This window comes from Peribacillus sp. NPDC097675 (assembly GCF_050277655.1).
GTDB lineage: Bacteria > Bacillota > Bacilli > Bacillales > DSM-1321 > Peribacillus.
Genome location: NZ_JBNNSK010000005.1, coordinates 233,829 through 246,497, shown reverse-complemented (window position 1 = coordinate 246,497; position 12,669 = coordinate 233,829). Strand labels below are relative to the sequence as shown.

15 protein-coding genes are annotated in these 12,669 nt (G+C 40.7%); 10 read left to right on the top strand and 5 right to left on the bottom strand.

Annotation, left to right across the window (positions count from 1 at the left end; genetic code table 11):
• From ACQKL5_RS10040 to ACQKL5_RS10015, 6 genes are all read left to right on the top strand, one after another.
• The gene (locus tag ACQKL5_RS10040) at positions 1-543 is read left to right on the top strand and encodes a sigma-70 family RNA polymerase sigma factor (RefSeq protein WP_427608433.1); all 543 of its coding nucleotides are present in this window, start codon (positions 1-3) and stop codon (positions 541-543) included.
• The gene (locus ACQKL5_RS10035; protein ID WP_427608431.1) at positions 540-1,004 is read left to right on the top strand and encodes a hypothetical protein; all 465 of its coding nucleotides are present in this window, start codon (positions 540-542) and stop codon (positions 1,002-1,004) included. The genes ACQKL5_RS10040 and ACQKL5_RS10035 overlap by 4 nt, the downstream gene beginning before the upstream one ends.
• Positions 997-2,070, top strand: coding sequence for an NINE protein (locus tag ACQKL5_RS10030; protein ID WP_427608429.1), 1,074 nt, complete (start codon positions 997-999; stop codon positions 2,068-2,070). Before ACQKL5_RS10035 ends, ACQKL5_RS10030 begins: the two co-directional genes overlap by 8 nt.
• On the top strand, positions 2,067-2,990 hold the full coding sequence (locus ACQKL5_RS10025) for a hypothetical protein (protein WP_427608428.1): 924 nt from the start codon (positions 2,067-2,069) through the stop codon (positions 2,988-2,990). Before ACQKL5_RS10030 ends, ACQKL5_RS10025 begins: the two co-directional genes overlap by 4 nt.
• Before the next feature lie 181 nt (positions 2,991-3,171).
• Complete coding sequence (locus ACQKL5_RS10020; protein WP_427608426.1) at positions 3,172-4,086, top strand: diacylglycerol kinase; 915 nt, start codon at positions 3,172-3,174, stop codon at positions 4,084-4,086.
• Positions 4,087-4,150: 64 nt separating this feature from the next.
• A complete protein-coding gene (locus ACQKL5_RS10015) occupies positions 4,151-4,726 on the top strand; it encodes a GNAT family N-acetyltransferase (RefSeq protein ID WP_427608424.1) in 576 nt (191 codons plus the stop codon).
• Positions 4,727-4,781: 55 nt separating this feature from the next.
• Here ACQKL5_RS10015 and ACQKL5_RS10010 read toward each other — a convergent pair whose 3' ends face one another.
• Complete coding sequence (locus tag ACQKL5_RS10010; protein ID WP_427608423.1) at positions 4,782-4,952, bottom strand: hypothetical protein; 171 nt, start codon at positions 4,950-4,952, stop codon at positions 4,782-4,784.
• A gap of 221 nt (positions 4,953-5,173) precedes the next feature.
• Between ACQKL5_RS10010 and rlmD the strand changes: the two genes are divergently transcribed.
• Complete coding sequence (gene rlmD / locus ACQKL5_RS10005; RefSeq protein ID WP_427608421.1) at positions 5,174-6,547, top strand: 23S rRNA (uracil(1939)-C(5))-methyltransferase RlmD; 1,374 nt, start codon at positions 5,174-5,176, stop codon at positions 6,545-6,547.
• Between the two features lie 167 nt (positions 6,548-6,714).
• On the top strand, positions 6,715-7,263 hold the full coding sequence (locus tag ACQKL5_RS10000) for a YitT family protein (RefSeq protein ID WP_427608419.1): 549 nt from the start codon (positions 6,715-6,717) through the stop codon (positions 7,261-7,263).
• Between the two features lie 8 nt (positions 7,264-7,271).
• Here ACQKL5_RS10000 and ACQKL5_RS09995 read toward each other — a convergent pair whose 3' ends face one another.
• The 4 genes from ACQKL5_RS09995 to ACQKL5_RS09980 all read right to left on the bottom strand — a co-directional run bounded on the left by ACQKL5_RS09995 (position 7,272) and on the right by ACQKL5_RS09980 (position 9,749).
• Positions 7,272-8,132 (bottom strand): DUF421 domain-containing protein, encoded by an 861-nt coding sequence (locus ACQKL5_RS09995; protein WP_427608418.1) that lies wholly within the window; start codon positions 8,130-8,132, stop codon positions 7,272-7,274.
• 16 nt (positions 8,133-8,148) lie between these two features.
• Entirely contained in the window at positions 8,149-8,355 is a 207-nt protein-coding gene (locus tag ACQKL5_RS09990; RefSeq protein WP_427608417.1) for a DUF1657 domain-containing protein, read from the bottom strand.
• Between the two features lie 78 nt (positions 8,356-8,433).
• Positions 8,434-9,444: a stage V sporulation protein AD gene (gene spoVAD, locus ACQKL5_RS09985; RefSeq protein WP_427608415.1), complete on the bottom strand. Its 1,011-nt coding sequence runs from the start codon at positions 9,442-9,444 to the stop codon at positions 8,434-8,436.
• Between the two features lie 101 nt (positions 9,445-9,545).
• Positions 9,546-9,749, bottom strand: coding sequence for a DUF1657 domain-containing protein (locus tag ACQKL5_RS09980; protein ID WP_427608413.1), 204 nt, complete (start codon positions 9,747-9,749; stop codon positions 9,546-9,548).
• Between the two features lie 229 nt (positions 9,750-9,978).
• On the opposite strand from ACQKL5_RS09980, the gene ACQKL5_RS09975 reads away from it, so the two are divergent.
• Together ACQKL5_RS09975 and ACQKL5_RS09970 are read left to right on the top strand one after the other, a co-directional pair.
• On the top strand, positions 9,979-11,670 hold the full coding sequence (locus tag ACQKL5_RS09975; RefSeq protein WP_427608411.1) for a methyl-accepting chemotaxis protein: 1,692 nt from the start codon (positions 9,979-9,981) through the stop codon (positions 11,668-11,670).
• Positions 11,671-11,818: 148 nt separating this feature from the next.
• The gene (locus ACQKL5_RS09970; protein ID WP_427608409.1) at positions 11,819-12,529 is read left to right on the top strand and encodes a GDSL-type esterase/lipase family protein; all 711 of its coding nucleotides are present in this window, start codon (positions 11,819-11,821) and stop codon (positions 12,527-12,529) included.
• Positions 12,530-12,669 lie beyond the last annotated feature (140 nt).

Here is a 12,669-nt window from a genome sequence, read left to right as displayed (position 1 = left end):
GTGACAGATGAGTTAGTGGATAGGGTAAGAGCTGGGAATGAGCATGCCTTCCGTATTTTGATTGAAACGCATAAAGAAACGGTTTTCAGGACGGTCTTTTCCGTTTTGCGCCATCAAAGGGATGCAGAGGATGCCACACAGGAAGTCTTCATCAAAATCTACACTTCTCTTCCTCAATATAAAAATCAAGGATTCAAAACGTGGATGACGCGTATAGCAGTCAATCATGCGATAGACTTGAAGCGGAAAAGAGACCGGAAAAAGGAAGAGTCGCACGAGGATCAGCCAACAGAGTCACATCTAGGGCTATCCGATGATGTCGAGGCCTTATTCTTCAGGAACGAAAGAAGGAAATTGGTCTTGCAAAAACTTGATGATCTGCCAGCGGGATATCGTGAAGTGGTGCATGACTATTACATAAACGAAAAAACCCATCAACAAATTGCCGAGGAACAGCAGATACAAGTGAAATCGGTCGAGGTAAAGCTGTACCGGGCAAGAAATTGGATGAAAAAACATTGGAAAGAGGAGGATTTTTCATGAAACACGTTTCTTTAGCAGAGTGGACCGCATACATAGCGGATGAGGTTCCCGATGCCATAAAAATAGAATATGAAGATCATCTGTACTCCTGTGACGATTGTTTGACGGTTTACATGGAAGCGATGGAAAGAAAAGAGTTTATTCAACCAACCGAAGCATTGGATATCGCAGATTCCGTGATGCGTTCGATTGCTCAAATAAATGCCGGACCGGCCTTGGAAGAAAGGCCAAAGAAAACGAAATCAATGCGTACCATTACAAAACATTATTTGATTGCCGCCGGTTTTACCATTTTACTGATGGCGAGTGGAGCCTTCCAATCATTGGCTAAATACGTCGATAATGTGGAGTCGGCTTCTTTAAAGGAAAAGGCACCTATAACCGAAGGACTTATAGATAAAACATTTAACTGGATGGATGATATCGAAAAGAAAAATAAGGAGGGGTTTAAATATGAATAAAAGTCCGGTATTAGCCTTTTTACTATCGTTTATACCAGGAGCCGGCCATTTCTATTTGGGTAAGATTTTCAAAGGGTTATTTTATTTTCTGACTACGGTTGGATTAGGAGCTATTGGAGTCCTCCTTGCTGTGGTAAGTCAAGAAGACGTGTTCCTTTCTTTCTCTATTCTAGGAGTCTTTGTTTACCTCATCAGCATTTTTGACTTGGTGGTCACCTCTTTAAGAGGGGCAAACGGTAAAATGAGTTCAGATGGCAGTAGTATAGTCCAGCCTGAGGCAGAGCGATTCTATGTGATCGTCTTATCATTCGTACCAGGACTCGGGCATTTTCAGCTTGGACTCATGAACCGCGGGCTTACATTTTTAGTTGGATTTCTTGGCCTTGGAGTCATGGTGTTTTTCATAACGGTCATGACCCATATAGATGGCCTGTTGATATTCATGGCCCTATTACCGGTGATTTGGGTGTACAGTTTCTTTGATAGCATCCAACAACTAAATAAAAAGCAAAAAGGGCTCGAAATGATTGATCGTTCGGTTCTAGAAGATTTTGAGGAGAGGCGCGAATCGGGAAGGAAGAGCAAATCGGTTGCAACGTTATTATCTGTATTTCCTGGTGCAGGGCATTTATATCTAGGAATGCAAAAACGTGGAATACAATTAATGGCGGGATTCTTGTTCGCCATCTATATCCTAGATTTACTTCGATTAGGTTTTTTCTTCTTTCTCATTCCCATCATCTGGTTTTATAGCTTTTTTGATGGCTTGCAAAAAGCGTCGAAAATGGATGAAGGACCAATGGAAGATACGCCTATCATTACAGGCATTGCACATCAACAGAAATGGTTTGGCTTTGGGTTGTTGGCCATCGGGATTTATTTCTTCGCAAGCAATATCGTGGTGCCGGCAACAACTCCTTATATACAGCGATGGATTGGGTATGACCTGGAGTATTGGTTTAGGGATTATTTTCAAAAAGGGCTTGTATGTATCCTTCTGATAGGTGGAGGAATCAAATTGCTATCCGGAAGTAAAAAAGAGAAAGTAAGGGAGGAGACAAAATGAGAACTTGGAGAGTCGGGACTATCTCAATGGGAGTTACCCTAATCGGTCTAGGTGCCCTATTGCTGGGTTCCCAGATTTCAGACATGAGTCTGACGACGATTCTTTTATCATGGTGGCCGATTCTTTTCATCATTTTAGGAGGGGAAATTCTCTTTTATATCTACTTTTCGAGGAACGAGAGTACTTTTGTGAAATATGATTTTCTAAGCATCATTTTTGTAGGCCTGCTTGGGATGGTGGGGATTGTTTTACTACTGCTCACATCGAGTGGAATAATGGAGCAGGTTAAGGTAACCATAAACAGCGAGGAAAGAACCTTAGATTTGCCCGGATTCAATCAAAAAGCCGGGAAAGAAATCCAGAGGGTCGTTTTGGATCCCGGATATTACCCCTTAACGGTTGAGGGTGGAAACAACGAGGAAGTATCCGTTTTTGGCACATATGATGAACGTGTTATGGAAAACGATGATTCACTATTAAAAAAGGCAGAAGACTATTTAATGGTGGAAAGAAAAGGGGACACGCTTTATATTCGATTGAAGAATCTCCCCGTTCAAGATGGATTGCTGGATAGAGATAGGATGGACCTTAAAGCAACGCTCATCATACCTACCAACCTGGCTTTGGAAGTCGAGGGAAAAGACACGGACCTCACTTTAAAGCCGAGAGAGCTAGTTAACGATTGGAATGTAGATGATGCAGGTTCTCTTAGTGTATATCTACAGGAAAAAAGTGATATTTCGATACATGCATTTGGAGTCGAGGAGCTGAAGGGGCCAAAAGATAGCTGGAAATCTGTCAGCGTGAAGACGGAAAATGAAGAAGATAGCGACAAAAAAAATGGTACGTTGATATCTGGCAAAGGAAGTCACACCTTGACGATTTCCAATTCTTATAACGTGAATGTTCGCTATCATTAAATAAGACTAGATACTAGAATAAATTCATGAAAAGCTATATAATTTCTCTGATATGATAGCTGATAGGAATATGAAGGGTTGGACCGAAATGACGGTCCTCTTTTTTGCGAGAAATTGCTTTTCATGTAATGAAGGATTAATATGTTACTTATGGAATCAATACGTATAAGGATGATGGGAAATGAAAAGAGCAAGGTTAATTTATAACCCGACGTCAGGCCGGGAAGCCATTAAGAAGAGTTTACCAGCGGTGCTTGCAAAGCTTGAAGCAGCTGGATACGAGGCTTCTGCACATGCAACAACCGGTGCTGGTGATGCAACGAACGCAGCCAAAATCGCCATCGAACGCGGTTATGATATCGTTATTGCAGCTGGTGGAGATGGAACAATCTATGAGGTCGTCAACGGGCTTGCCGATGCTGAAAAACGTCCGAAATTGGGAATTATTCCGACAGGCACGACGAATGATTTCGCACGGGCGTTGCATTTGCCGAAATCCATTGAGGGAGCAGCTGATATCATTGCTAATGGGCATACGATGCCAATCGATATTGGAAAGATGAACGAGAAGTATTTCATCAATATTGCAGGCGGAGGACGATTGACCGAATTAACTTATGATGTACCAATTAAGCTCAAAACGATGCTTGGACAGCTGGCTTACTATATCAAAGGAATCGAAATGCTGCCTTCTATCAAACCAACTGAAGTAGCGATAGAATATGATGGAAAGCTTTTTGAAGGCGAAATCATGCTGTTTTTGGTAGCGAACACGAATTCTGTAGGTGGGTTTGAAAAATTGGCACCTGACGCATCGCTCAATGATGGGATGTTCACGCTGTTAATATTGAAAAAAGCGAATCTCGCTGATATCGTTCGAATTGCAACATTGGCGATGCGAGGCGAACATATCCACGATAAAAATGTCATCTATGTAAAAGCCAATAGGATTAAAATTACAGCAAAAAAAGAAATGATGCTTAATTTAGATGGAGAATTCGGTGGTATGGCGCCAGCTGAATTCGTAAATCAATATCGTCATTTCAATGTGTTCATCCCACAAGGAATTTTGGCGGATGATCCGGATAATAAATAATCGCCAAAGGTCACTTCACATCGAGTGGCCTTTTCATTTTATTCTAGTAGGGAGATTGAGAAACGTGAATATCAGAAAAGCAACAGTAGAAGATGCAGAAAAGGCCGCAATATTAATAAGGCTTGCCATCAAGGAAATTGCCGAAGCTCTAACCGGTGAAACGAAAGAAGATAGAATTCTAGCCGCTCTAGGCGATCTTTTCAGAAGCAGTGGAAACAGAATGAGCTTTGAAAATACGATGGTCTGTGAGCATGATGGACAAATGGCTGGATTGATCATTGCCTATCATGGAAAAGATGCAGAGGCCTTGGATGAACCAATTGCAGAGCGGTTAAGAAGGAAAATGAAAGACTCAAGCATTAAGATCGACAAGGAAGCGGAAATAGAAGACTTCTATCTGGACACAATATGTGTGGATTCACAGTATAGGGGCAAGGGGATTGGGACTTCACTCATTCATCATATGGAAGACCTAGCGATGGAAAGAGGGTATCATAGGATATCTTTAATCGTTGAAGACGTTAATCCTGATGCAGGTCGTCTTTATGTACGGTTGGGCTACAAAAAGACCAAAATGATAACAGTTAGTGGTGGAGAATTTGCCTATATGGTAAAGGAATTGAAAAAAACCTCAGTGTAAGCTGAGGTTTTTATATTGTACTAGCACCAAATGGTGATCTATGTTTGTTGTCCATTCATAGCAGCCCAGTCGGCATAAGAGCCAGACCCATTGCAGCCGGGACAGTCATGAATATCCGAAAAGTGATATTCCGTTGGTACGAAAGAACTGTATCCTCGCCCGTAACAATCCGGACAAAGGCCTTTTTCTTCCATGCTTGCACGATGCTTTTCCAACCTGTTTGCATTCCAGTCTGATATGGAGTTAAACAAACCCATTTCCTCACCTCGTTTACTTTTCCTTATTTTTCTTTATATAGTGTCTTTTTATGCATAGAAATGATGAAAATATTAAGAATTCCTCTTTCTATATTTTATGAGAAAAGACATGAATTGGTGAGTCATTTTGTGGCAACGCTATGTTTGTGGTAAAATACAGGTTAGCTTAAAAAAGAAAAGAGAAGATGATATGAAAAAAACAACAACACCTGTTAATAAGAATGATATTATAGAGGTTTTATTCGAAGATTTAACCCATGAAGGTGCTGGCGTAGCCAAGGTAGATGGCTATCCGATCTTCGTTCAGAATGCTCTTCCTGGTGAAAAAGCGAAAATTAAAGTCTTGAAAGCTAATAAGGGGTATGGGTTCGGACGTTTGATGGAAATTATCGAAAATAGTCCATATCGCGTGGAGATTACTACAGAAGACTATAATAAATATGGTGGCTGCCAGCTCCAACATATGAGCTATGAAGGCCAATTGGAGTTCAAAGAAAAGCAAGTGCGTGACGTGATGACTCGCATTGGGAAACTTGAAGATGTGGCGGTTTACCCGGTTATTGGTATGGATGATCCGACTCATTACCGTAATAAGGCCCAAGTGCCTGTAGGGGAAAAAGATGGCAAGATGATTGCAGGATTCTTTAAACCACGCACACATGAAATCGTCGAGACGAAAGAAAGCATCATTCAGAATGAAGTAATAAGCGAAGCCGTTCAAGTTGTGAAGGAAGTCTTCAGTCACCTGGGTATCCCTGCATACAATGAGGAAACCCATAAAGGAGTATTGCGTCACATCATGGCTCGTTATGGTAAGCAAACAGGCGAGTTAATGATTGTGCTTGTTACGCGGACTAGCAGCATTCCATTCATCGAAACCATCGTGAAGGAAATCACCGATCGCCTTCCACAAGTCAAATCGATCGTTCAAAACGTGAATACGAAGAAAACGAATGTAATCTTGGGAGACAAGATGACTTTGCTTTGGGGCAACGAAGTGATTTATGATACGATTGGTGACGTTAAATTTGCGATTTCTGCCAAATCCTTCTACCAAATCAACCCAGATCAAACAAAGGTCCTTTATGACAAGGCACTTGAGTATGCCGGCTTAACAGGCGAAGAAACGGTGATCGATGCATATTGCGGCATTGGTACCATTTCCTTATTCTTGGCACAAAAAGCGAAGAAAGTCATTGGTGTAGAAGTTGTAGAAGAAGCCATAGAAGATGCACGCCGAAATGCTGAACTGAATGAAATTACGAATGCGGAATTCGTTGTAGGTGATGCAGGAAACGTGATTGCTGAATACTACCAAAAAGGTAATACTGCTGACGTGATCGTTATGGATCCACCACGCAAGGGCTGTGAAGAATCTCTTCTAAATACGATCATTGAGATGAAACCGAAGAAAGTGGTTTATGTATCTTGTAACCCAGGAACGTTAGCCCGTGACCTTCATATTTTGGAAGAAGGCGGATATCAAGCTATGAAAATCCAACCAGTAGATATGTTCCCTATGACTACACATGTTGAGAATGTTGTATTATTAGAATTGAAATAAGTGTGAACGATATTTCTATGAAAATAAAGGAAGCGGGATCCAATAAGGGTCCCGCTTTTTTGTTTTTCATTATTTTTTTTCACTTATATTCTTGTCCCAAGGATTTGGACATATATTAAGGAATATCGAATAGGGAGCAAGGTGATTCTATAAATTTCCAAAAAGTAATGGCAGTAATTGTTGGGAGCTTTTTGATTGGCGTTGGGATCAATGGGTTCTTGGTGCCCTATCACTTAATAGATGGTGGGATTATCGGAATCGCACTCGTCCTTCATTATTTCTTTGATTTCCAGACAGGACTTTGCATGATTGTTCTTAGCATACCTTTATTTATATATGCTTGGTGTTATGAGCGGCCCCTTTTCTATAGCAGCATCCATGGGTTACTTTTGACCTCCCTTTTCATGGATTGGTTAAGTCCATTAAAAAGAGAATTTGCGTTTTCTATTTTGACAAGTTCATTGATTGGTGGAGTGATTATAGGAGTGGGGATAGGACTCATGCTAAGATATGAAACAAGTAGTGGAGGAACGGATTTATTGGCGAAAATCATTTCTAAATCCTCCACCATGGATATTGCTTTAATCATTATCATCATCGATACAGCCATCATCTTAGCGGGCTTATTTATCTTAGGCATAGAAATCTTTCTGTTTTCATGTCTGACAATCATCATCATTGGTATCATAACGTCCTTTATGGAAATTCGAAGATGAACAGTATATTAATTTCTCAATATGAAAGCTACTTCATCAATGGCTTGTTGGAGCTTCTTGCTATTTTTACTATACATTTCTTTGGATTCCGGCGAATCGGTAGAGAGAGCAAAAAGCTCCAAGTCTGCTTGGCACTTTTTTAAAGTCGCGAGCAATAAGGGTTTCTCTTGTGGAGAAGGGACCTTGAGTTTATCGTCGTATAAGTCAACCGATAACTCCCCGTTTGAATTCGCTTGGCCCAGAAAGACATTTTCAAGAAGTATCCCTAGTTTTTCTAGTTCGGTTTTTAACCAGTACCGATTCAGCCCAATGGTGGCGAGTGGTTCATCTAAGATTTTCCCATCCATGATCACCATCTGTGCTTCCTTGACGGAAGGCATTGGCATATTTAAATCCTTTGGTGTGAGCGGTTGATTTTCTTTCTTGAGTAATACGGAAAAATCGCCGTTTGCCTCTAATAAGGCAAACTCGACTGTAGACAAATCAAAGACATCCTTGCTTCTGAGTAACCATAGTAATTCATCGGTTGTATACTTTTCTTTCTTTAAATTGTCTTCCATGATTTTTCCGTCTTTAATGAATACCGTTGCCTTTCCTTCCACCAAGTCACGGAAAATCTTACTTTTCATCGAAATCAATCCAGCTAAAAAGGGAGCCAATGCGAAAACGAGAATGGAGAGGACGCCATGCACTATGTTCCCTTCTACCTTTGTGGCTAATTCTGCCCCGACATTTCCGATTGTTATACCGGTGACATATTCAAAAAAGGAAAGCTGGGATATTTGTTTTTTTCCTAACCATTTGGTAATTAAAAAAAGGACAACTAAAAAAAATAGGGATCGTAAAACGATCTGTAACCAATCAGGCATTCTTCAGTACCTCCTGTCAGAACCCCCTATATTGCGGTTCTTCTCTTTCTAACTCTCCGACCCTCTCTTGAATATCTTTCGTTACTTCACTCACTTTCATCATCGTTTCATGTAAGATCCGCTTCGATTCATCATCCTGAGTTCGGAGAGCTAGGTTAGATAGTCCAGCTTCCAATCCTTTAAGACTGGCGGCACATTTTTTAACGTCAGATGCTATAGTCATCCTGAATCTCTCCTTATTCTTTTGGTGAAAAGTTCGACTGCTATGAGTTTACTGCCGGGCCCAAACTTTTAATGGATGTTATTGAGCGTCATATTCAATCGAAACGGCATGGGCAATACAAGGAATGGATTCATTTTGTTGAAAGGATAGAGGAGATAATAAGGCACCTGTAGCGACAACAAGCATCCTTTTGATTTCTCCTTTTTTCATTCGATTTAATAGATGCCCATATACGACAGTTGCCGAACATCCGGCTCCGCTGGCTCCTGCCAATACTGGCTGGTCATCTCTATAAATCAGTAGTCCACAATCAACATACTGGTTCTCCTTGATAGGAGTACCGTTTTTCTTGAATATCTCAAGCGAGACCTGCTGCCCGATTTTCCCCAAATCCCCCGTCACGATTAAATCATAATAGGAAGGATCGAGATTCCGTTCCTTTAAATGAGTTTCGATTGTATCAACCGCAGCTGGAGCCATAGCTCCCCCCATGTTGAATGGATCCGTTAAACCCATATCAATGACGCGCCCAATCGTTGCCGATGTGACCTGAGGTCCGTGACCGGTACTGCTTAATAAAGCGACCCCTGCACCGGTCACGGTCCATTGTGCAGTGGGTGGTTTTTGACCGCCATATTCAGTGGGGTAACGAAATTGCTTTTCAACCGCGGCGTTGTGACTAGAAGCGCCAGTCAATACATAATCCGCGCCCTTTGTATTGATCAGGTAAGCACCAAGAGCAAGTCCCTCCATTGAGGTTGAGCATGCCCCAAATAAACCAAGGTAGGGTGTACCAAGCGTCCGACAGGCAAAACTTGTCGGTGTTATTTGATTGATCAGGTCACCTCCAAGGAAAAACTGTATCTGTTCTTTTTGTAAGCCAGCCTTTTCAATCGCTTTTGTATTTGCTTCTTCTAGAAGAACTTTATGAGCTTTTTCATAGGAATCCTGATTTAACCATAAGTCGGAATGAAGAGTATCAAAATCATCCGATAGCATTCCGTTCGCTTCGAATGGACCACCGACCGTTCCGGTGGAGAGTATGACTGGCTTTTGATCAAAAACCCATGTGCGATGCCCCGTCAGCATGATAAATCACCTCGATTTGTGAAAATCTTCTATGAGACTTCTTACAAGCCTTAACAAGAAATGTAAAGAGGCTGGTTGTTTCAACCAACCTCTTTACATTTCTATTGTTTATATTGTGGTTCTTCTTGTTCAATTTCATTGATGCGTGGAGTGATATTGTCGACAATTACCTGTGTTTGTTGTGCTGCTTGCTGATAGAGTTGCTTCGCTTGTTCGTTATCTGTCGAAAGGGCGAAGGTTTCGAAGCTAGCTTGGGCACTTTTTAGCCCGGCTAAGGTAGTTTTTACATCACTGATTACTGTCATGGTTAATTCCTCCTGTGTCTGCTTTCCTTTATAGATTGCTAAAAGATTATTTATAATATTCCTGCCATTTTTTTCTTCTCATTGACTTAGAGTGGTGAATAAGGGCTTTTTGATTTATTTTCCAACTTGAAATCTGGTGTGTTGTCACCGATATAACTAGCAAGATCAGCTACTTAATTATTTAGGAAGGAAAAAGCGTTAAACTTACATTAATGGGAGATGGGAATAGATGAAGATGACCGTGAAGAGAAAATTATTAACGAGTTTTTCCGTAGTATTGGCTCTTTTAGCTATCATTACTGCCATTACTTTTTTTCAGTTCAATAGCGTGGATGACAGTTATTCGAATGTAATAGAGAATCGTGTCGAAAAAATCGTTCTATCTACAAAAATGGTTGACTCCATTCGAAAGGAGCAAGTGGCCCTCCGAGGTTATTTGGTCAATGACACGGATAAATACCTATCAGCATTTCAGGAATCGAAGGATTCGTTCGAACAAGCAAGGGATAAATATAGTAAGTTAAGTCTGGACGCTGAGGCAAAAGATATTTTTGATGAGCTAAATGGCTATGCAGCTGAATATGAAACGCTTGCTGGAAAGCTTATTGCATTAAAGGACCAGGATGACGAAAAAGCGTACATTGACTTAATGAATAAGCAAGGAGACCCCCTTACAGTGAAGTTGAATGAGGCTAGTGAGGAGGCACTCAATTACCAACAGACGGCTCTTTTAGAAAAGAGTGATGCATTATCCAATGAGGTGAATGGTACGAAAAGGGTAATTCTTATCATAAGTGTCGTTGCAATGATTACAGGGTTTGCCATTGCTTTAATTATAAATCGGATTATTTCAAAACCCGTCTTGCTCGTTTCTGCTGCAGCTAAAGAAATCGCTGCTGGAAATTTGACGATTGAAGATATACAAGTGACGAATAAAGATGAAATCGGAGAATTGGCAAGTTCCTTTAATGAGATGAAAGGTAATTTGCGAAGTTTGATTGGCACGGTGAATGTAGCAACTGAACAAGTGGCTGCTTCCTCTGAGGAACTTATGGCAAGTGCGGAACAAACGAATTCTGCAACCACACAAGTAGTTACTGCCATTCAAGAAGTGGCCAGTGGGGCAGAAATTCAAAATAATTACGTAGAAGAGAGCTCGAATGGAGTAAAGGTAATGGCCGTTGGTACAAAAAAAGTGGCCTTAACAACGTCTACTGTTACTGAATCGGCTATGGAAGCTGCTAAACATGCCAATATCGGCAGTGAGTATTTGAATAAAGTTATTGAACAAATGAAATCAATCGCAGTTTCAACAAATGATTCAAATGATATGGTCAAAAAACTGAATGATCGCTCCAATGAGATTGGTAAGATCATTGAAGTGATCACTGGAATAACCGACCAGACGAATCTTTTAGCCCTTAATGCTGCAATAGAATCGGCAAGAGCTGGTGAACATGGTAAAGGGTTCGCGGTGGTAGCTGATGAAGTAAAGAAATTGGCTGAACAATCCCGACAGTCAGCTAATCAGATTGCAGACCTAATTCAGGATATCCAGGATGATACGGTACACGTTGTTAAGACGATGAATCATGGAACCGAAGAAGTAACAGAAGGAATGAAACTGGTCGAAGAGACGGGGAAAACATTCGATTTCATCCTCGAATCAATTGAAACAGTAAGTTCCGAAATACAAGAGGCGTCGGCGGTATCGGAAGAAATGGCTGCGAGCGTAGATCAGGTGAGCGCCGCAATAGAAGAAGTAACCCGCATTACCGAGGGGTCCGTTACAAGTACAGCGGAAATTGCGTCAGCTTCAGAGGAACAACTAGCTTCTATGGAAGAAATCACTGCCTCTGCCTCATCGCTTGCGAAAATGGCTGAGGAATTGAAAGAGAAGGTCGTTGCATTCAAAATTTAAAGTGAAGCAGAGAGATGTCCGGAAAACCGGGCATTTTTTTTGTAGCTTTTTGTCAAAAAATTATCCATTTGAACGTGAAGGTATCGTCAATATAAAAAAGAACTAGTGTAGTGAGACAAATAACGGTTAGGAAAAGGGGGAGTCGAAAATGAATAATAAGGGGATAGCGGGAAGTATTTTATTATCAGTTGCTCTTGTGGCCACACCATTGAGTGCAACTGCCAAACAATCTACGGTGGAGTATGTTGCTTTAGGAGATTCATTGGCAGCAGGACAAACGCCTGATGGAATCATTGATTATGGATATGCCGATTATATCGCAGATACCTTTGTTAAGAATAAATATAAGCTAGCGGATTTTGATAATTTTGGTGTGCCGGGATATACCTCCGAAAAATTGAAGAATGATTTAGTTAAGAGCAGTAAAGTTCGCAAAGAAATTAAAGAAGCTACCCATATCACCATTGATATCGGTGCAAATGATCTTCTTGGTAAAATTAAAACTGACCCTTTCAATGCATCAGACGCGATAGGTACGGTCAGTGCCAATATGCAAATCATTCTTAGCACGATTGATAAATTGAACCCTAAGGCCAAGGTATATGTGATGGGCTATTATAATCCCTTCCCTTATTATCCGAAAGAACAACAAGAATTGCTCCTACCATTATTGAAAGGATTAAATGAACAAATCAAAACAGTGGCAAATAAAAATGGGGATACCTACATATCGACAGAAACCCAAATTAATAAAAAATATAAAGAGTATATCCCCAATAAGCAGGATATCCATCTGAGTAAATCAGGATACAAGGTGATTGCCAAAGAGTTTTGGAAAGGAATAACTAAAAAGAAGTAAAAGTTTAGCAATTCCAAAGACGTTAAAGTCAGCATGCCTAATGTTGGCTTTTTTGTTGAAGGAATAAAGGATAGAGTGGGATCTCTAATTTAATCAAACGTTTGATTAATGAGGTGAAACGGTAGTATGCTTGGGTATCA